17 protein-coding genes are annotated in these 20,253 nt (G+C 44.2%); 11 read left to right on the top strand and 6 right to left on the bottom strand.

All coding sequences use genetic code 11. The annotated features are described in order from the left end of the window. Nucleotides 1-96: 96 nt before the first annotated feature. Nucleotides 97-2,439: an outer membrane beta-barrel family protein gene (locus QQL36_RS04465; protein ID WP_321569087.1), complete on the bottom strand. Its 2,343-nt coding sequence runs from the start codon at nucleotides 2,437-2,439 to the stop codon at nucleotides 97-99. 98 nt (nucleotides 2,440-2,537) lie between these two features. Here QQL36_RS04465 and QQL36_RS04460 point away from each other — a divergent pair, with 98 nt between their 5' ends. Beyond that, the gene (locus QQL36_RS04460) at nucleotides 2,538-3,992 is read left to right on the top strand and encodes a HAMP domain-containing sensor histidine kinase (RefSeq protein ID WP_321569086.1); all 1,455 of its coding nucleotides are present in this window, start codon (nucleotides 2,538-2,540) and stop codon (nucleotides 3,990-3,992) included. Beyond that, on the top strand, nucleotides 3,982-4,659 hold the full coding sequence (locus tag QQL36_RS04455; protein WP_083722654.1) for a response regulator transcription factor: 678 nt from the start codon (nucleotides 3,982-3,984) through the stop codon (nucleotides 4,657-4,659). Before QQL36_RS04460 ends, QQL36_RS04455 begins: the two co-directional genes overlap by 11 nt. Here QQL36_RS04455 and QQL36_RS04450 read toward each other — a convergent pair. Further along, nucleotides 4,628-5,479 carry an alpha/beta hydrolase gene (locus QQL36_RS04450; RefSeq protein ID WP_321569085.1) on the bottom strand — a complete coding sequence of 284 codons (852 nt, stop codon included), beginning with the start codon at nucleotides 5,477-5,479 and terminating at the stop codon, nucleotides 4,628-4,630. The two genes, QQL36_RS04455 and QQL36_RS04450, sit on opposite strands and share 32 nt — an antisense overlap. Nucleotides 5,480-5,594: 115 nt before the next feature. Here QQL36_RS04450 and QQL36_RS04445 point away from each other — a divergent pair, with 115 nt between their 5' ends. The 3 genes from QQL36_RS04445 (at nucleotide 5,595) to QQL36_RS04435 (ending at nucleotide 6,647) form a co-directional block, all read left to right on the top strand. Beyond that, the gene (locus QQL36_RS04445) at nucleotides 5,595-5,927 is read left to right on the top strand and encodes a helix-turn-helix domain-containing protein (protein ID WP_321569084.1); all 333 of its coding nucleotides are present in this window, start codon (nucleotides 5,595-5,597) and stop codon (nucleotides 5,925-5,927) included. A 101-nt stretch (nucleotides 5,928-6,028) separates the two neighbouring features. After that, the gene (locus QQL36_RS04440; RefSeq protein WP_321569083.1) at nucleotides 6,029-6,457 is read left to right on the top strand and encodes a hypothetical protein; all 429 of its coding nucleotides are present in this window, start codon (nucleotides 6,029-6,031) and stop codon (nucleotides 6,455-6,457) included. Between the two features lies 1 nt (nucleotide 6,458). Continuing rightward, entirely contained in the window at nucleotides 6,459-6,647 is a 189-nt protein-coding gene (locus QQL36_RS04435; protein WP_321569082.1) for a hypothetical protein, read from the top strand. 131 nt (nucleotides 6,648-6,778) lie between these two features. Here QQL36_RS04435 and msrA read toward each other — a convergent pair whose 3' ends face one another. Next, the gene (msrA, locus tag QQL36_RS04430) at nucleotides 6,779-7,273 is read right to left on the bottom strand and encodes a peptide-methionine (S)-S-oxide reductase MsrA (RefSeq protein ID WP_083722657.1); all 495 of its coding nucleotides are present in this window, start codon (nucleotides 7,271-7,273) and stop codon (nucleotides 6,779-6,781) included. Between the two features lie 156 nt (nucleotides 7,274-7,429). Here msrA and QQL36_RS04425 point away from each other — a divergent pair, with 156 nt between their 5' ends. From QQL36_RS04425 to QQL36_RS04400, 6 genes are read left to right on the top strand one after another with little or no spacing between them, the layout of a single operon-like run. Then, nucleotides 7,430-7,855: a hypothetical protein gene (locus tag QQL36_RS04425; RefSeq protein WP_083722658.1), complete on the top strand. Its 426-nt coding sequence runs from the start codon at nucleotides 7,430-7,432 to the stop codon at nucleotides 7,853-7,855. A gap of 23 nt (nucleotides 7,856-7,878) precedes the next feature. Beyond that, on the top strand, nucleotides 7,879-12,882 hold the full coding sequence (locus tag QQL36_RS04420; protein WP_321569081.1) for a DUF4132 domain-containing protein: 5,004 nt from the start codon (nucleotides 7,879-7,881) through the stop codon (nucleotides 12,880-12,882). 2 nt (nucleotides 12,883-12,884) lie between these two features. Next, complete coding sequence (locus tag QQL36_RS04415; RefSeq protein ID WP_321569080.1) at nucleotides 12,885-13,181, top strand: hypothetical protein; 297 nt, start codon at nucleotides 12,885-12,887, stop codon at nucleotides 13,179-13,181. Continuing rightward, a complete protein-coding gene (locus QQL36_RS04410) occupies nucleotides 13,178-13,483 on the top strand; it encodes a hypothetical protein (protein ID WP_321569079.1) in 306 nt (101 codons plus the stop codon). Before QQL36_RS04415 ends, QQL36_RS04410 begins: the two co-directional genes overlap by 4 nt. A 52-nt stretch (nucleotides 13,484-13,535) precedes the next feature. Beyond that, nucleotides 13,536-13,922 carry an HYC_CC_PP family protein gene (locus QQL36_RS04405; protein WP_321569078.1) on the top strand — a complete coding sequence of 129 codons (387 nt, stop codon included), beginning with the start codon at nucleotides 13,536-13,538 and terminating at the stop codon, nucleotides 13,920-13,922. 59 nt (nucleotides 13,923-13,981) lie between these two features. Further along, nucleotides 13,982-16,531 (top strand): TonB-dependent receptor domain-containing protein, encoded by a 2,550-nt coding sequence (locus tag QQL36_RS04400; protein ID WP_321569077.1) that lies wholly within the window; start codon nucleotides 13,982-13,984, stop codon nucleotides 16,529-16,531. A gap of 137 nt (nucleotides 16,532-16,668) precedes the next feature. Here the strand turns inward: QQL36_RS04400 and QQL36_RS04395 are convergent, their stop codons facing one another. From QQL36_RS04395 to QQL36_RS04385, 3 genes are all read right to left on the bottom strand, one after another. Next, entirely contained in the window at nucleotides 16,669-17,577 is a 909-nt protein-coding gene (locus QQL36_RS04395) for a helix-turn-helix domain-containing protein (RefSeq protein ID WP_083722664.1), read from the bottom strand. 178 nt (nucleotides 17,578-17,755) lie between these two features. Continuing rightward, nucleotides 17,756-18,514 carry an SDR family NAD(P)-dependent oxidoreductase gene (locus QQL36_RS04390; protein WP_321569076.1) on the bottom strand — a complete coding sequence of 253 codons (759 nt, stop codon included), beginning with the start codon at nucleotides 18,512-18,514 and terminating at the stop codon, nucleotides 17,756-17,758. A gap of 490 nt (nucleotides 18,515-19,004) precedes the next feature. After that, the gene (locus QQL36_RS04385; protein WP_321569075.1) at nucleotides 19,005-20,249 is read right to left on the bottom strand and encodes a PQQ-dependent sugar dehydrogenase; all 1,245 of its coding nucleotides are present in this window, start codon (nucleotides 20,247-20,249) and stop codon (nucleotides 19,005-19,007) included. Nucleotides 20,250-20,253: the final 4 nt, after the last annotated feature.

Genomic DNA, 20,253 nt, shown 5'->3' with positions numbered 1-20,253 from the left:
AGCAATAATAAGCAAACAATGAAAAGCCATTTCATACCTGCAATTTATGAGGGCAATAGCAGGCGAGGCATTAAAGTTTGATTTAAAAAGACGTGCTTATTGCGCACGTCTTTTTTCTTCTTCACTTGCGGTGTTTCTGTTTCTGGCGGCTTTGATGTCTTTGCCCAGGCGGAAGGAGAAACTCAATGTAGCCAGTCTCGATTCATTCTTATGATAGAAGGTACTTTGCTGATCAAGATAATTGATGCTTACCCGGTAAGTGAATGCATTGAAAATATCATTGGCGGTGAGGCGGAGGGTACCTTTACCTTTCAGCACATTTGCTTTTACACCCAGGTCTACTTCGCTCAACACCTTACTGCGATAGATATTCTGGATACCGGGGCCAATGTATTGAGCTGTTACTTCAGCAGCGATGCCATTCTTTTTATCGATGGTGAAAGTTTGATTCAACCGGCCATCGTAAGAGAACATTTTGATGTTGTAGTGCCCCTGCAGGTAAGCAGATTTTTCCTGTGTGAAGTAGCCACCTGCTTCTGCATTTATATCCCACCAGCTGGCCGGATGGAAGGCGGCTGAAATACGCAGACCGCTATTGATACTTGCACCCAGGTTTTGGTGGGTGATGTAGTAGGTCTTGGTAGCGTTGTCCTGTACCGTCACGTTGGTGAATATATTGCTGGTAGAAGTATAGTTCGCAGTAAGGGTGTAGTTTTCTTTGTAGGTGTAGGCCAATTCAATATTGTGCGTAAAGGCAGGCTGCAGGGCAGGATTGCCTACATAGTAATTGTACGGAGATGAATAATGTCTGGCTGGGTTCATGCGTGCGTATTCAGGTCTGTCTATACGGTAGCTGTAAGTGAGCTGGAATTGGTTGTATTGTAAGTAAAGGGTAGGGAACAGTTTGAAGTAGTTCCGTTTGTTTAAAGAATCCAGTGAGATGGAGTAGCCACGGGTGTTGGTGTATTCAGCTCTTAAGCCACCTTGTACAGTTAGTTTGTTGAAAGTGCCGGAGATACTGGTGTATAGTGCAGAAGTATTTTCTGTGTACCTGAAATGATTGCTTTTGTCTGGCATGAGTACATCGCTTTCGATGAAGGAAAATTTGTTGTCGCTTTTGATGCTGCTATATTTGAAACCGGAGGTAAGGTTCCATTTATTGAGTGTGTAGACGTAATCTGCTTTGCCGGAGAGAATGTTGATGTGTTGTGTAGTCGGTGTATAAATGCGGTAATCATTATCGGAGTTTACATGTGCATAACTGCTGGTGGCGTATGGTGCGTAATCCAGATCTACATTAAAACTGCGTTTACCACTATCCATTTTCAGGCTGTAGTTGATATTGTAGGTATAGCCACTGCCATATTTTTTATCGGTAGAGTTGGTTTGCAGGGTAGAGTCAAGGGTAGATTTGTCAGCACTGTATATGTTGGTCGGGATATTCCCCTCGTTTTGTCCAGCGCGGTTATTGCCGGTGACGAGCACACCCAGTATCTGGTTATCAGTAAGTTGGTAATCTGCACCGAGGCGGTAGTTGTGACTATTGGATGCCAGGATAGTGTGGTCGTTGGTTGCCCAGTAAGAATCGCCAAAATTGATATAGGTTCTGTTATCCATGTAGGTATGTTTATGGCCGTAACCATAGTTGCCATAGATATTCACTTTATCCTGGCGGTAGTTGAAAGTGGCGCTACCATTGTAGGAGCCGTATATACCCTGTATGTAGTTGCCATTGAGGGCGAGGTTGATGCCTTGTTTTTTTACTTTTTTAGTGACAATATTGATGATAGATCCACCCTGCGCTTCGAAGCTGGCGGGGGGATTGGTAAGGACTTCGATTTTGGTGATCGTAGAAGAAGGGAGGCCCTGCAGGTAATTCACCAGGTCATCGCCGGAGAGGTGGAGCGGTTTGCCATCCATGTATACCTGCACATCTTTGCGGTAAGCGGAGATGGAGTTGTCAGAGTTGACAGTAACGCCGGGGGCTTTAGTCAGGGCTTCCCAGGAGGTGCCACCGCTGGCGATGATACTGTTTTCCACATTGAAGACCACGCGATCTGTCTGCCGCTCGATGAGTGGTTTGGCAGCGGAGACGGTGATGCCTTGTAGTTGTTTTTGATCTGCCTGTAGGATAATATGGATAGAATCGGCAGGGAGTTGCCATTCTTTTGTATAGGATTGATAACCCATGGATGTGGCGGTAAGGGTGTATGGGGCATTGGAAATACCATTAGGACCTTTGATACCTTTTATGTCTTTGAGTGTGAAATGGCCCAGGTCGGTGATGGCGGTGGTGATGTATTTGTTTAGCTGGCTGAGGGTAATGGTAACGCCATCGAGTGGGTGACCTTCGGCATCGGTGACAGTGCCAGTGATACTGGACTGGGCGATTGCAAAAATCGGCATAAAGGTCAGGAGGAGTATGGAGATCGTTTTCATGGAACAAACGTACTCCGATGTGATATTAAGGCCGGTTAAACTAGGTTAAATAAGGTTAAATCGTATTTTCGGGATGGTAAAGTCCCCATCTTTGTAGCATGAAATGGTTTTCTAAAAAATATGCATATCCTTTGGTAATAGTGGCGATGATCGTCAGTGTCATTTTGCAGGTGGCGTGGTTAAGTCAGTTATACAGTTCGCAGGAGGTACAGGTGAAACGTGAGCTGGATCAGGTGGTGAATAATGTGGTGAGGAGTAGTAATTTCCTGAGCTTATTGCCGGGGAATGAGGGGAATGACAACTTTCTGAGCTTTTTTCAGTCGCCGGAGTGGTTGCAGTTTAAGGAGGCGTATAGCAGGATGAGGGGGCATAAGGTGATGAGCCGGTTTGATTCGGATTTGACGGGGGATAGTTCAATAGTAGATATCAGTATCAGGATACCGAATAAGAATTATGAGCGGAAGAAGCATAAGGTACAGCGCATTTTTGAACATGGAGAAACGGAGGAAGAGCAGTTGGCTTTAGATTCGGTAGAGTATAACCGGTTGGATAGTTTGGTGGATCAGGAGTTGTTGAAGAATCATCTTAGGGTGAAGTACTTTGTGGTAAAGTATGATTGGGAGACTGGGGCGATTTTAAATCATCATACGGCTGCGGAGATTCGGAAGGCGGATTATCATAGTGAGCCGTGTAGTTATAATATCCGGTTGTATAACAACTTTCAGTTGGTGGTGCCTTCATTGAGGGGGATTGTGTTTTACCAGATGCGGTATTATTTATTGTCTTCGTTTTTGATGTTGTTATTGACGGGGGCTGCGTTTTATTTTGTGTTTAGATTGTTGAAGCATCAGCATATATATGCGCAGGCGAGGATTGCATTTACGAGCAATATGACGCATGAGTTGAAAACGCCGGTGGCGGTGATGGAGGCTGCGTTGGATGCAATTACGAGGTATCAGTTGACGGCGGATCCGGAGAAGTTGTTGCAATATATCAATATTAGTAAGACGGAGTTGCACCGGCTCAATATGATGATAGAAAAGGTGCTGAATTTAGATGAGGTGGATAGTGGGGAGACGCGTTTACGGTCGGAGTTGTATGATGTGCAGCAGGGGTTGGAGCAGGTGGTGACATCGATGCAGTTGCAGAATAAGTTAGCAGGTATACATTATCATCCTTCTGAGGAGCCTTGTTTTTTGGATGGGGATCCGGTGCATTTGACGAATGTGTTTTATAATCTGATAGATAATGCGCTGAAGTATGGGGGAAAGGATGTGCGGGTGGATGTGAGTTGTACGTGTACAGAGGAGCACATTGTAATCAGTGTGAAGGATAATGGGCCGGGGATATCTAAGATTTATCATGCGAGGATATTTGAGCGGTTTTTTAGGGTGCAGGATAATGTGGATGTGCATAATGTGAAAGGATCCGGGTTGGGTTTGAATTATGTAAAGCAGATAGTAGAGAGGCATGGAGGGAAGATACGTGTGGTGAGTGAGTTGGGGAAGGGGAGTGAATTTATCATAGAATTACCTGTTTATAATGAAGTATAAAGTATTGTATGCAGAAGATGAGCTGACGTTGGCGCAAATCATTAGTGATGGTTTGGGGCAGAGTGGGTATGAGGTGGTGTTGGCGACGGATGGGAGTCAGGCGTTGGAATTATTCAGGAGTGCGCCGCCGGATATATGTGTGTTGGATGTGATGATGCCGGTGAAGGATGGGTATACATTGGCGGAGGATATCAGGAAGTTGGATGCGGGAGTGCCGATTATATTTTTGAGTGCGAAGTCATTGCCGGAGGATGTGATTAAGGGGTTTAAGAGTGGGGGGAATGATTATTTGCGGAAGCCGTTTAATATGGGGGAGTTGTTGATCCGGATGGAGTCATTGTTGAGTAGATTCGGCGGGCGGCAGCAGGTTGAGTCTGTGTATGTGTTTGGTAGTTGTAAGTTGGATCCGGTAACGCAGGAGTTGGAGACATCTGTGTCGAGGTATACGTTGTCTTATAAGGAGGCGGCGTTGTTGGAGTTGTTGTTGCAGCATAAGAATACGTTGGTGCCAAGGCAGGTGCCTTTGTTGAAGATATGGGGGGATGATACGTATTATAATGCGAGGAGTATGGATGTGTTTATGAGTCATTTGAGGAAGATGCTGAAGGGGGAGCCGGGGGTGCAGTTGATGAGTATTAGAGGGGCGGGGTATAAGTTGATTGTTTAAAGAACTGTAAGAGTTCATTGGCCAGGGCAGCTGGTTGTTCTTCCTGGATATAGTGGCCGCAATTGGGGATGATAGCGTTGGTGATATCAGGAGCCAATGTCTTTGTAATATTATAGGCGAGGTGGCCGAGTCCCTGCTCACCTCCTATTGTCAGTACAGGCATGGGGAGTATCGTTTTATTATCATCAATATCCTGGAGTACTGTACGGTAGTAGTTGAGACTGGCGCTTAGTTTTTCTTTTTGAGAATAGGTGCGGCAATATTCATTGATGGTAGATTCATCGAAGACGCTTTTGTTGAAAGAGGAATTGAGGTAGAAATAGGTGAGGTATTCTTTTTCTTTTCCGGCGATGAGTAATTCGGGGAGGTATTGTTCCTGATGGAAGGCGAACCACCACAGGGCTTTGTTATTTCTGGGTAATAGCGGCAGTTTTTCCAGGTATTCACCTACGGGTGGTACATCGAGCAGAGCGAGTAATTTTGTTTCCTGCGGAAATTGTGCTGCGTAGCTATAGGCTACAGATGCGCCCCAGTCGTGGCCTACGAGGTAGATGTCATTGAATCCAAGTTGTTGTATAGTTTTGTGAATGATACCTGCGATATGTTTTTTATCAAATGATGTGGGTATATCAGAATCTCCGATTCCTGGGAGGTCGGGGGCGATGACATGATATCCTTCATTGACGAGAGAGGGGATTACAAATCTCCAGGAGTAACTTGTTTGTGGCCATCCGTGTAATAGTAATACGACTTTTTTATTCTCTGTTCCTCCGCTGAGGTAGCTGATCTGTAGGCCGTCTACATTGATTGTGCTGCGCATAAATTTTTAATTATTTATGGGCAAAGCTATCTTAGTATATATCTTTAGTCAAGTACTTACTGGAAAGTTCGGTACTTACTTTAAAGTAAAAATTGTTGAAATTTAATTGATTGAGATGGAGAAATTTAAATTAGGTAAAAAGATTTTTGAGTGTCCGGTGGGTTTCGCGTCGAATGCGATCAATGGGAAGTGGAAGTTGCAGATATTGAATTTGCTTTCTCAGGGGGAGTGTATGAGGTATGGGGATTTGAAGAGGGGGATATTGGATGTGTCAGAGAAGATGTTGATACAGCATTTGAGGGAGTTGGAGCAGGATGGGTTGATAGTAAGGAAGGTGTATCCGGAGGTGCCGCCAAGGGTGGAGTATGGGTTGACGGAAGTGGGTAGGAAGATCATTCCGGTAATAGTAGAATTGAAAAGATGGGGGCAGTTATTTAGGATTGAGTAGAAGAAAAAAATATTTGTTTATCCGTTAGTAATGTCTTTACCTTGCGTATAAGAAAGACGCAACCAGATTAACCATTGTTTCACTTTTTAGTGCCCAGATTTATGGACAATACCATTGTTATTTGTTCCAATCCTGAGACGATACTTTGCACGCCTGAGCTGAATATCGCACTGCATTCATCATTATTTATCCGGATGTTTTTAACATCCAGTGATTCATTTAGAGATCATCTGGCAAAAGATCCTTCTATTCCAAAACCATCAAAGGATGCTTTGTTAAAGAAGGTTATGCCGGGCTTTATTTGGGTTGGAGAATTATCGACCAAAGAATTGATAAAAAAAAGAAAGGGAATGGGGCTGTTTGTTTTTGATACGACAGATTTGGATGCGTTATCATACACACATTCATTTATAGCCGGTCTGTTTCAGGATAGGTTTCTTTATATGGATTATCCAACCAGGCAATTAAAGTATTCAGATAAGTCGTTTACTACATTCAATATATTCACTAACAATTTAAATGGTTTTTAATATGGCTGAATTTATTTCAGGTTTTGAAGAAATGATAGAAGAAGATAAAAGAGAAGGTAAACATCACGTGATAGGTTATATAGGTAAAGTAGACCTGACCTTTGAAGAAGCACTTGCTGTCCGTCTGAAATATTTTGCAAGCAGCGTGAGGATAGGCCCCCCCCCGGCACCTCCCATCAAGTGCCGTTAAAACTTCCTCATCAAACCAAAGGCCGCTCACCGAGCCGCCTTTGGTTTATTCACTATTCGGGCGGAAAGGTAATATAAAATAAAAAGCCTGCTGATAATCATCAGCAGGCCCTGGTATGTATAACTTTAATCTTATTTCGTCAATGCCCATTCGGGACGGATATAATGACAGGTGTATCCATTCGGATGTTTCTGTAAATAATCCTGGTGCTCCTCTTCTGCATCCCAGAAATCTCCCGCAGGTACCACCTCTGTTACGATCGGATTAGGATAGATCTTTGCCGCATCCAGTTCTTTTATCAGCGCTTCAGCCGTTTCCTGCTGTGCTGCATCCAGGTAAAAGATAGCAGACCGGTAAGACATACCGATATCATTCCCCTGACGATTCCGGGTAGTCGGATTATGAATCTGGAAAAAGAATTCCAGCAACTGGCGATAAGAAATCACCTCAGGATTGAATTCTATTTTGATGCCCTCTGCATGGGAGCCATGATTCCGATATGTCGCGTTTGGCACATCACCACCCGTATAACCCACATGCGTATTGATCACACCCGGTAATTCACGGATGAGCTCTTCTACACCCCAAAAACAACCACCAGCAAGTATTGCAGTTTGATTAGCCATGTTATCTACTTTTATTACTGATAAATATCATCTTTTATGCCAAAGGGGAATATACAGTCATTTTAGCAGTTAATGGGCGCTCTCTGTCAAAAATGGAGATCATTCGTCAGATAATTTATATATATTGCCACCGGATTGTTTAAATTTTTAACCCTGATGTTCGTAATTGTCAACATTAAACAAGCGGGACGTAAACATGCCATTCTTGAAAAACAAAAAATAGAGCTGGATGACATTGGACCCAAACCTACTGTGAAGGAGCTGATCACTGCCGTGGTCAAACAACAGGTACATGCATACAATACTAAAAAACCAGGAACAAATGCATTGCCATACCTGACCAGTGAACAAATGGAGGGACAAGCTGCCAATGGCAAGATCGGTTTTGGAAGCATTTACAATGAAGAAAAAGCAGATCTGACCAAAGCGCAGGAAACAGCACTACTGGCGTTTGAAGATGGTATGTATGCCATATTTGCCAACGAGGAAGAACTGAAACAATTAAGTGATCATTTTGACCTTAACCCTGATACAGTTATCACCTTTATTCGATTAACATTTCTTTCCGGTAGTATTTGGTAACCGGACCCAAAAATCATTTTACAATGAATGCAAAAGAATTCCTCGACACGAGGATACTTCCAGACTTTGAGAAAAACCTCACTACCACTTTACAGTCTGTATACAAGGGCGAAGCCACGCATGAACTGCTTACGAAACGTAATGCTGAAGTAGCACTGCTACTATTGGGACAATTAGAGGGCTACACTGTTAGATACAATGATTTTACTACTGAGATCCAATACGGAAGCCCGCGTTATGAGGGCATGGTGAAATTGCTGCCTGATAATGAATGGGATGATCCTGAAATGTATAACCTGCTTCGTTATATCTTTGGCGATGAGAAAGCGGTGTATGTGCGTATTGCATGGAAGAAATTCCCACGACTCACCTATCAGAAAGGCTATTATCGCCGCTCTTTCCGCTCTCCGGGCAAAAGAGAATTGTACCTGCCCAATCAGCTGGATTTCCTGGTGAATACCATCTTCCAGGTATATCAAAAGGAATACGGCCATTCTTATTCCTTCATTGTGTACGATACGACTTTACAGGAACAGATTATCTGGGACCATCAGCGATCTATGGGATACCTGTATTATATATGGGCGGCAGCACTGGATGATGGGAATGAAGAAATTTTCCAGTTATTAGAAAATATTATTTTCAATAAAGAAGAAACCGGAAAGGTCTCCCACAATATCATCAAAGCATTGTTGATGAGTGAACGGGAAGATTGCTGGGTGCTGGTAGAGAAATTATTGATTGCTGCACAGCGACAGGAAGGTCTGCGACAAAGCATTGTTGAATCGATTGATACCAGTACAATCGGGGCTTTCAGACATATGATCAAAGTCATTGCTGAGAATAAGCTCACCCGGTTTGCTGCTGTGATCAGGGCGATTGATGTATGGGCAGGGGTGAGCTGGGAAGCGGAAAAGGAATCGGCGATCAATGCTTTTCTCAGCAAAGCATGTACCTATATGTTTGAAACTTCCCAGATTCCGGAAGGTGTTAAAAGCAAGAATAATGCAGATGTATATATGGCCCTCTGGGCACAGGGTGTGTATGATGTAGAACAGACATTGCCTTATTTGCAGGAGTTGATGCAGGCGAAGTCGGAAGAGAAGCGGGTGGTAGCTGTGAAGTTTGCACACGAAGCAGGTCACTTTCAACTGGATCTGCCCGTGATCATGGCGGGCATTGAAGATGAAAGTCTGGCAGTCAATGCAATCGCTGTGGATATGTTGAACAAACGTTTGTACTACAATCCTCCCCACTATGATACCTACTACCCGGGATTGTTTGATAAACTGCACCGGATCCTGCAACGCTCTGAAGTAAAGGAAAAGAACTTCAACGGTATTGCATTTTCCTGGCTGAATCTCACTTATAGCAGGAGTAATGTTCTCTCTGCTATGCTCACACTGGTATTAGAATACCAGGAGCGACTGGATATTGTACTCTCCTACTTTGATGAAATGGCCCTGGATGTAAAAGAGAAACTCGCCAGGGTAATGCTGCCTGGATATGCCGTGTACCATTTTGATAATACTAAGCCAGTAAAGGCTATTACACAGTTTCAGCGCAACTTTGCCATGCGCATCATTAAAGAGAAAGGCGACTTCCTGCAAAAGACAGCTTTCAATGTACTGGATACATTACAATTGGATGAAGAGGAGAATGCCGTATTGATTGATATGCTGAAACGCAAGAGCAGCGGTATGAGAAGCAGGGCGATCGGGATCCTGTTAAATCAAACGGATGCTTTGTTGCTGAATGGGGTGACTGCCTTGCTGCAAGGTGATGTTGAACAGCGCCTTGCAGGTCTGGACATTGCCAGTCAGTGTAAACAGCAGGATCGTTTGACAGCTGAGATCAAACCTTTGCTGGATGCATTTAAAGAAAGGAAGAATATTTCTCCGAAGGAGGAAATCTTACTCAATCAGCTCACCACTGAAATTGCGACCATCGTTTATAATGAGGAGAATGGATATGGTTTGTATGATCCTGCACTGATACAGGCAGTTGTGAGACCTGTGGTGGATGAGAACGATTATTATGGCAAATGCCTTGCTGAAGGACCATATGGCGTATCTAAACCTACATCATACATTCAGGGTGAAATCAAAAAACTAATTGACCTGTTCCTCGCGAATCAGGATCATGAGTACGACGTGGAGACGTATGACGAAGCGAATTATAAACTGCTGCTGGGGAATGCCTTTCGTAGCAAGCATTACAGAGCGCCTGAAGGACAGACACCGGAAGAACAATACGCCAGCTATCCATTACCTGAAATATGGAAACAATGGTTTGAACAATCCGGGTTACAACCAAGAGATCTGTATATACTGGATGGTGTTGCAGCTAACCAATACAATTATGCATACCTGAATGTAGATCCGTTGGCAGCCTCATTTATTCCTAAAATGGATCTCTTCCTGCCGGATGATGTTACGAAGGAAGTGCGCACTGGTAAGCTGCACCTGATTACAGGTGTCATCGGTGCGCTGCGATTGATTTTTCCATTTAAGGAAAAAACAGAATTCCTGATTGGGGCCACTACCCGAGTGTTTGCAGGTATTCCTGATGAGCGACTTACTTCAGGAAATTATAATTATGGCTGGCAGGCAGATCAGAATCTGAACTGGTTCTTATTAAAGATCAATGTGCCTGAGATCCCGGATCACCTGCTGCCTGCTGTCTGGCAACTCTATCACTGGCGGCAGTTTAGTGGACTGAAGGAGAATATCATGGTCGCTATGCCGCCATTGGATCTATTCTGTAGTGCATTTAGCAAAGGTGTAATTTCTGAAAGCGAAATGTACAGAGGAATCTTGTCCCGTAATCATATCCGTGAGTTATCCACAAAGCGCAGGTATAGGGGACAGCGTGATTATTTCGCTGACTATCCTTTCCTGCAACCTATGTATAACCGTGTGAGAGAACACCTGCTGGATATTGAATTGAAACGTGGTGACTCTGCTACGCCTGTATCTGCCTTTGTTACTGAAATAGAAAGACTGGAAGGTATACATCGTTTTGCTCAGATACTGGCTGGCTTGGGCAAAGACTCCCTGCATAAAGGATACATTTATGCTGCTGATCATAAAAATAAACAACAGCTATTCAGTTCGCTACTTAAAAAATGTTATCCATCTGCCACTGATACGCAGGAGAAATTTAATGAGGCTATGAAAGCTATCAGTGCAAAAGAAGAACGATTGATAGAAGCAGCGGTGTATGCGCCGCAATGGCAACGGCTGGTAAGTGGTTGTCTGAACTGGAAAGGATTGGATACCGCTATCTGGTGGTTGCATGTGCATACTAAGTCTGATGCCTATTCAGCGAAGAATGCGGATTTTGAAAGTGCAGTTGCATTGTATACCTCTATCGAATTGCAGGACTTCAAAGATGGTGCGGTGGATAAAGATTGGTTCCAGCAAGCGTACAAGGAAATAGGTAAAGACCGTTGGCAAAAAGTATATAATGCTGCAAAATACATCAGTGATGGGAATGGTCATCGCCGGGCGCGTTTGTACGCCGATGTGATCACCGGTGATCTCAAGATCAAAGAGGTGACGCAAAAGGTGAAAGAGAAAAGAGACCAGGATTACCTGCGTATGTATGGATTGATTCCGTTGAGCAAGGCGAATGCACAAAAGGATATACTTGGCAGATATGAATACATCCAGCAATTCAAAAAGGAAAGCAAACAGTTCGGTGCGCAGAAGCAAACCAGCGAAGGCATTGCGATCCGTATTGCGATGGAGAACCTGGCAAGGAATGCCGGATATGCTGATCCGATGCGCTTAAGCTGGGCCATGGAAACCAAACAGGTGCAGAATATCCTTTCTAAAGAAACACAGGTGCAGTATGATGATGTATTGATAGGACTGATCATTGAAGAGGATGGTGAAGCAGATGTAGTCGCTTTTAGGGGGGATAAAAAACTGGCTGCTATACCGGCGAAATACAAGAAGGATAAGAAAGTACTGGAACTACAGGAGTTTAAGAAAACACTGAAAGAGCAATTCCGTCGTTCCCGCAAATCACTGGAAGAAGCTATGGTAAGAGGTGATGGTTTTGAAGCGCCAGAGCTGGCTAATTTGTTTAGTCATCCAGTAATAGCAAAGCATTTGGAAAAGCTGGTATTTGTGACGGATAAAGGCCATGGTTTCTGGAAAGATAATAGGTTGGTATCAGCAAAAGGCGAGCAGTTTCCAATAAAGCCGGATGCATTGGTTCGCATAGCGCACTGTACAGATCTCTATGCCAGTGGTAGCTGGGGCGATTACCAGCATTATTGTTTTGAACAGCGCTTACAACAACCTTTCAAACAGATCTTCCGTGAGCTATATACCCCATTGGCAGAAGAGCTGGAAGAGAAATCCATCTCCCGCCGTTATGCCGGACACCAGGTACAGCCAGCGAAGACGGTGGCATTGCTGAAGTCAAGAGGCTGGAAAGTAGATCATGAAGAAGGTTTGCAGAAGGCATTTCATAAAGAAGGCTTTGTGGTGAAGATGTATGCACAGGCGAACTGGTTCTCTCCTGCGGAAGTAGAATCGCCGGTGTTGGAGCAGGTGATCTTCCATGATCTGAAGACTTACAAGAACGTAGCTTTCAAAGACATCGATCCCCGCATTTTCAGTGAGGTCATGCGTGATATAGACCTGGTCGTGAGTGTGGCACATGTAGGTGGTGTAGATCCGGAGGCGAGTCACTCCACTATCGAAATGAGGGCGGTATTGCTGGCAGAAACGGCACGGTTGTTTAAACTGGACAATGTGCAGGTAATCGGTAATCACGCCAAAATTAAGGGGCAATACGGCGAATACAGCGTACACCTGGGCAGTGCCATTGTGCACATGATGCCGGGAAGGTACCTGTCTATTCTGCCGGTGCATTCTCAGCAAAGAGGGAGGTTGTTCCTGCCATTTGCCGACGACGATCCGAAGTCGGCCGAAGTGATGTCCAAGGTATTGTTGCTCGCAAGGGACAAAGAGATCCAGGATCCGACCATTATTCAGCAGTTAACGTTTTGATTATGTATAACTTAGAATGGGGTGAGGTCACCCCCGAGGCCACGAACATCATCACAAATGAATGTCTGTATATCTACAACCATACTCTCAAAACGGAGGTGGATGTAGACAGGACGATCCGGTTTGTAGTGGGAAGATTACGGTTTTATGATGTGCAATTGCCGCGATCGGCAAAGCACAGGGTAAAAATCGACGCCAGGGGGCAGGAGATCCCTCCATCGACAGTTAACTTGTTGAAAGACAGGATTTCTCAGCTGTACAACCATCCTAAATTACTAAGTGTAGATATCATATTATGAGTTTTAATATCATGGCTGAAAGCGCAGGGCCGCTGGATTTCGTGAAAATACAGCAGGCATTTTATGCACCGGGTTTGCCTTTTGAATTAGTTCCTATGCCTGGGCTGGGTATAAACGGGGGCGATGCATTGGGTATCTGTGTGCCATTGAAACAGGCGAATGATGCTACCTGGAAGCAATTAAAACCTGTGCTTCGACAATTGAGACGCAAGTTTCATTGCGATGTATATGAGTTATATGACGGCCAGAAACTGGGCTGTCTGAATTCAGGTAAGATCCGGCGCAACCTCTTGCTGAAATAATATACATCTTATCTGAAATTATATACATCCTGAGTTGTACCTTTGCTGGTACATGAAAAGGGTAACCGCAATATGTTTATTACTGCTTTACTCCCTGACACTGGTTGGTCTGGGTGTAAAGCAGTTTTATTGTTGTGGTAAACTGGCGGAAGTGTCTGTTGGGCTGGCCAGCGCCGATGGGCATCATTGTGAGATGGATCAACAACACAAGGGTTGTTGTGAAACGACATTTAAGACCCTGAAGGTAGAGGATAGTCATTTCTCTGCTACACATGTGAATGTGCCTGCTACTTTCTTCTTTACGCTGTTGAATGTACAGCTCAATTCATGGAGTGTTCCACCTGTTATAGATCTGCCTTACCAGTTTAATTATGGTAATGGGCCACCATTATATAATATTATCTCCAGGTATATTCTGAACTGTATTTATAGAGTTTGATCCCCCCGTGTTTGTTTAATTAGCCAACTGCAATTTTTCCCCTTTTAATTTAGAATTTTATGTATAAGCTTATTATGCTAATAGGTTTCCTATTATGCTATGTCAATATCCTATCCGCACAAAAACACACATCCATAACTGTATCCGGCGTTTGTGACCAATGTCAGCAAAGAATTGAAACTGCCGCAAAGGGCAATGGGGTGAATATGGCGCATTGGGATGTAGCGACTAAAACCCTGCACCTGGAATACGATACCACACAAACTAATTTGAATACGATTGAAGAGCGTATACTGAAAGTAGGGCATGATGTGGATAGCAGGAAGGCCAGTGCGAAGGCTTACAATGCATTGCCAGGGTGTTGTCAGTATAGGAAGGCAACAACAGAACATGAGGTTACGACGCCTGTAACAGGCTCTCAGCAAAGTACGACACCGTTATCCACTGCGCATCAGGCTAAGATACCAGTATCCGGCGCTTGTGAGCAATGTCAGCAAAGAATTGAGACTGCTGCAAAGGGCAATGGGGTGAGTATGGTGCATTGGGAGGTAGCCACTAAAACCCTGCAGCTGGAATATGATCCTTCACAGACTAATTTGAATGCCGTTGAAGAGCGTATACTGAAAGTAGGGCATGATGTGGATAACAGGAAGGCCAGTGCAAAGTCTTACAATGCATTGCCAGAATGTTGTCATTACAGGGTGAATGAGCAGCAGTTGAAAGAATTTACGGTGAATTCAAGGGTGAAGACGACGCAAATATCTTCGCTGGCTACTGCAAGAACAGAAATAGTAACGAGTAAAGAATTGTTGAAAGCAGCTTGTTGTAATCTGAGTGAGAGTTTTGAAACCAATCCATCAGTAGATGTATCTTATAATGATGCGATCACGGGTTCCAAGCAGATACAGTTATTGGGGCTGAGTGGGAATTATACACAGTTGACAGTGGAAAACCTGCCTGGTCCAAGAGGATTGGCTACACCCCTGGGCCTGAATTCAATTGCGGGGCCTTGGGTAGAATCTATCCAGCTGACCAAAGGGATTGGTTCTGTAGCCAATGGTTATGAAAGCATAGCCGGACAAATCAATGTGGAATTAAAGAAACCTGAGAGCAATGAACAATTATATGCCAATGTGTATGTGAATGATTTTGGCAAAACGGATGTGAATGTGAATCTGGCGCAGAAGATCAATTCAAAATGGTCGGTAGGGTTGTTATTGCATGACGACTTTCTGGTGAATAAGAAAGTAGATTTCACCAGGGATGGTTTTAGAGATGTGCCGACGGGCAATCTGTTCAGTGCTGTGAACAGGTGGAAGTATGATAATGGCAAAGGGTTCATGACCATCTTTGGTGTGAAGGTGTTGAAGGATGAAAAAAAGGGAGGACAGATCGATTATAAATCCGGTTCTTCTTTGTATGGATTGGGGATCAATACTGACAGATATGAAGCGTTTGCAAAGATCGGGTATACCTTTCCGGCGAAGCCTTACAAAAGCGTTGGTTTGCAGTTAGCCGGAATTAGTCATACGCAGAATTCCTTCTTTGGATTGACGAAGTATGATGGTGACCAGAAGAGTGTGTATGCGAACCTGATCTATCAATCAATTATTGGTAGTACGACCCATAAATTCAGAACAGGGTTTAGCTTTTTGAATGATGATTATAACGAGTCATACAATGCGCTGAAGTATAAAAGAACAGAGGTGGTACCGGGTGCATTTTTTGAATACACATTTGCACCGGTGGAGAAATTCAGTGTAGTAGCTGGCTTGCGTGGAGATAATAACAGCCTGTTTGGTTTTTTTCTGACACCCCGCATCCATGTGAGGTATGAGCCTATTCCGGGTACAACAGTACGTGTGAGTGCGGGTAGAGGTCAGCGAACAGCGAATATACTGGCGGAGAATATGAGTGTGATGGCGAGTGCGAGAACGTTACAGATCTTAGGGGCGACAGATGGGAAGGCGTATGGATTGAATCCTGAAGTAGCGTGGAATAAAGGGATGAGTATAGATCAGAAACTGACATTATTTGGTCGTGATGCGATGGTGAGTGTGGATTATTTCAGGAATGATTTTAATAATCAGGTGGTAGTAGATGTAGAAAACCCTACAGCGGTGAAGTTTTATAATTTGGATGGGAAGTCTTATTCCAATAGTATGCAGGCGGAGATTACAGCAGAGCCGTTGCCAAAGCTGGATGTGCGGGTAGCTTACCGTTATTTTGATGTAAAGACGACCTATAGTGGTACCTTAAAACAGCGGCCGCTGACAGCTAAGCATCGTGTATTTGCAAATCTGGCCTATGGGGTGAAGACCTGGAAGTTTGATTATACGGTGAATTACAATGGACCAAAGCGTATACCAATGACGGCGGTGAGTCCGGAGGCGTATTCACAGCGTTATGTGACGATGAATGCACAGGCGAGTAAGACATTTGCGAAGAAACTGGATATTTATGTTGGGGCAGAGAACCTGACTAATTTTTACCAGAAGGATCCGGTGATCAATGCGGGACAGCCGTTTAGTGCTGGTTTTGATGCGAGTATGGTGTGGGGACCGGTGATTGGAAGAATGTTTTACGGAGGACTGAGATATAAAATTTAATGATTGAATAATGGGGGCATAGGTTATTAAAATTATCTATATAATTTGGCGCCGTAAAACCTAGCCCCCATTACTACATGAAGAAGAAATTCATTTATAAGGACGAGCATTCGCACAAATGAGGTCATGAGAGGAGACTATGTTCTGAAAGTAAGCGGCGCGGCAGCTGTTTGTTTTTTGAAATAATTAGAGAAGTGTGATACCTCATCAAAACCTAACACATATGCAATATCAGCAACACTCCAGCTAGTTTGTTTGAGCAGGACCTTAGCTTCTTCTACCAGGCGTTTGCTGATGAGTTCTGAAGTAGTACGACCTGTAGATTCTTTCAATACTTTATTCAGGTGGTTTACATGTACTGCTAACCGGTCTGCGTATTCTTTTGGGGTACGCAGACTTAGTCTTTGTTCAGGAGATTCCAGTGGGAACTGTCTTTCCAGTAGTTCTAAGAACAACATGGAAATACGTTGAGAGGCGTTTTGTGCGGGATTGAGTGCAGTAAGTGGTTGTAACTTTTGACCATAATGGATGAGTTCCATGACGAGATTACGGAGTAAGTCGAATTTGAATTTGTAATCAGCATCCAGTTCTTTCTGCATTTTTCTGAAGATATAAGCTACTTCCTGTGCTTCTTCTTCACTTAAATGAAATAGTGGCACATGACCGGGTTGGAATAGTGGTAATTCTTCCAATACGACACCTGATTTGCGGGGCATGAGAAAATCAGCTGTAAAGATGCAGAAGAGGCCATGCTGGTTGCTATCAGCGGGGATCCAGTGATAAGGGATTTTTGGGGTGGCGAAGAGGAGGGCGTTTTGTTCAACTTCGATCACTTTGTCAGCATATTCTGCGCGGCTTTTGCCATTGAGCCAGCTGATCTTATAGTAAGCTCTGCGGCTGTAGGGCATGATGCGGTTACCGGTGGCTTTGTCAAAGAGCTTTTGAGGGTCGAAGACATTGAAATGTCCTGTATCCTTTGTAATGCCGGCAGGAAAGGTGGCGGCGTTACGTTTGTAAAATTCTTCGAGAGAGGTAGTGGTAAGCATATGATAAAGGTAGTAATTAGTTAAATGCCTGCCGTGGTGAGTACGGCAGGCATTTAAATTTGAGAGAATTCCTTTTTTATACAAGTCTAGTCTCCTGTTGTTATAGGAGCTTTCATTTAATTATAGGAGAATTCCGTTCTTATGCAAGCATCCTGTTGTTATGGAAGCTTTCCTTTTATTATACAAGCATCCCACCGGAAGCCTCTATTCTTTGTACATTCACCCAACGTGCATCCTCTGTACACAGGAAAGCTATTGCACCACCAATATCTTCTGCTGTTCCTACTCTGCCTAAGGCAGTACCCCCAGCGACTATTTTTTGTGTATCTGGACTGTTTCGGAGGTGTGCACCGCCGAAGTCGGTCATAGTAGCACCTGGTGCGACTACATTTGCCCTGATGCCTCTGCTGCCGAGTTCTTTTGCGAGGTAGCGGGTGAAGGTTTCGACTGCACTTTTAAAAGATGCATAAACAGAAGATCCAGGGAATGATACACGTGTCAGACCAGATGAGATATTTACAATACCACCGCCGTCATTCAGAAGAGTGAGGAGTTTTTGCGTCAAGAAATATACGCCTTTGAAATGTACATTGAGTAGGTCGTCGAAGAAGGCTTCGGTGACTTCGGTGATGGCGCCGTATCCACCCTGTCCAGCATTGTTGATCAGGTAATCAAAGTGGTCTGTATCGAAGTGAGTACTTAAGGTGTTTTTTACCTGTGTGGCGAAGTCTTCGAAGGTGCTGATCACGCCGGTGTTCAGTTGAAGAGTAGCGGCTTTTTGACCTTTTGCTTCGATTTCAGAGACTACTGATTGTGCATCTTCGATGCGGGTATTGTAAGTGATGATGATATCCAGTCCTTTATCAGCCAGTTTTAAAGCTGAGTCGCGGCCTATGCCGCGGCTGCCGCCGGTGATGAGTGCTATTTTGTTTGCCATTGTTTGTAATGTTTACAGCAAAGTTAACAGCGGATGGGCGGGTGGTGTTTAAAGGAATCAATCTGTTTTTTGCAAAAATCAAATCATTCTGGAAAATGATTTGATTTTTGCTTCAGTTATTGGAGGTAGAATTTAATAGTTTTTGAGAATGGCCTGGATCCTGTAGCAGTTCATGGTATTCATTCACTCATTTTTCTGAGAATGGCTTCGATCCTGCAGCAGTTCATGGTATCATTCACTCATTTCCTGAGAATGGCTTCGATCCTGCAGCAGTTCATGGTATTCATTCACTCATTTTTCTGAGAATGGCTTCGATCCTGTAGCAGTTCATGGTATTCATTCACTCATTTTTCTGAGAATGGCTTCGATCCTGTAGCAGTTCATGGTATTCATTCACTCATTTTTCTGAGAATGGCTTCGATCCTGCAGCAGTTCATGGTATTCATTCACTCATTTCCTGAGAATGGCTTCGATCCTGCAGCAGTCAATACTATTTCTTGTGAATAGTATACAACCTGCCACCATCTGTAATCGCATACAAAGCCCCATCCTTCCCTTCAGTAATATCCCGGAATCGCTGTTGCTCATCAGCCAGCAACCTTTCCTCTCCTACTACTTTATTATCCTTGATCACCAAACGGGCAATGTGCATACCACTCAGTGCGCCAATGAAGAGGTTATTTTTCCACTCAGGAATCGCGCTGCCGGAATAGAAAGTAATACCACTTGGACTGATCACCGGATCGTAGTAATAAACAGGTTGTTCCAGACCAGCTTTTTGTTGAATACCTTCGCCGACTTTTTCACCAGAGTATTCAATACCGTAAGTAATCGTAGCCCAACCATAGTTCTTACCTGGTTCGATGCGGTTCACTTCATCCCCGCCACGTGGACCAAATTCAGTTTCCCACAGATCGCCGGTTTCAGGATGGAAAGCCAATCCCTGCACATTTCTATGTCCATAACTCCATATTTCTGCACGTTTATCAGTCTGACCGGTAAATGGATTGCCTTCTACAGGTTGGCCATCTTTGGTAATGTGTAAAACTTTGCCAAGGGCGGAATTCAGTTGTTGAGCCTGTGGTCTGGTCTGAAGGTCAGAGCGCTCACCCGTGCTGATGAAGAGGTTGCCGTTTTTATCAAAAACGATTCTACCGCCATAGTGGAGGATGCCATTGTAGGCTGGTGTCGCTTTGTAAATAACGATGGCGCCTTCGATGGTTTTTTCATCGGCGGAGAGTTTGCCTTTGGCTACGGCGGTCAGGTTACCTTCTGGCAGTGGGTCAGAAAATACCCAGTAGACCATTCTGTTTTTGCTGAAATCAGGGTCTACCCGGATGCCTAAGAGACCTCCCTGGCCGGCAGAATTTACGGCTGGCAGACCGGTGATGGGAGCGCTGAGTTCACCGGTAGAGGTGGCTATGCGGAGATCGCCTTTTTTCTCTGTGATGAGGAAACGGCCGTCTGGTAGTTGGGTGATGCCCCATGGATTCTCGAGTCCGGTAGTGAGGACTTTGAATTCGTAAGGAGTTTTTGTTTTTACACCACCAATACGGGTTTGGCCTTTGAAGGCAGGTTTGTAATCGGAATTGGGTGCTTTAGTTTCCACAGGTGCGAGGAGACTGTCGGTACCCGTACTGTCAGTTGGGTTATTGACATGCTCGCCTCCTGAGGAGGAGCACGACACAAGGGTAAATGCCAGTACAGTCGCACAGAGTTGAATAGGTCTGATCATATTG

The organism is Chitinophaga sp. LS1 (assembly GCF_034274695.1).
Classification (GTDB): Bacteria; Bacteroidota; Bacteroidia; order Chitinophagales; family Chitinophagaceae; genus Chitinophaga.
The sequence above is the reverse complement of the archived record's forward strand: the minus strand, read 5'-3'. Positions and strand labels throughout refer to the sequence as shown.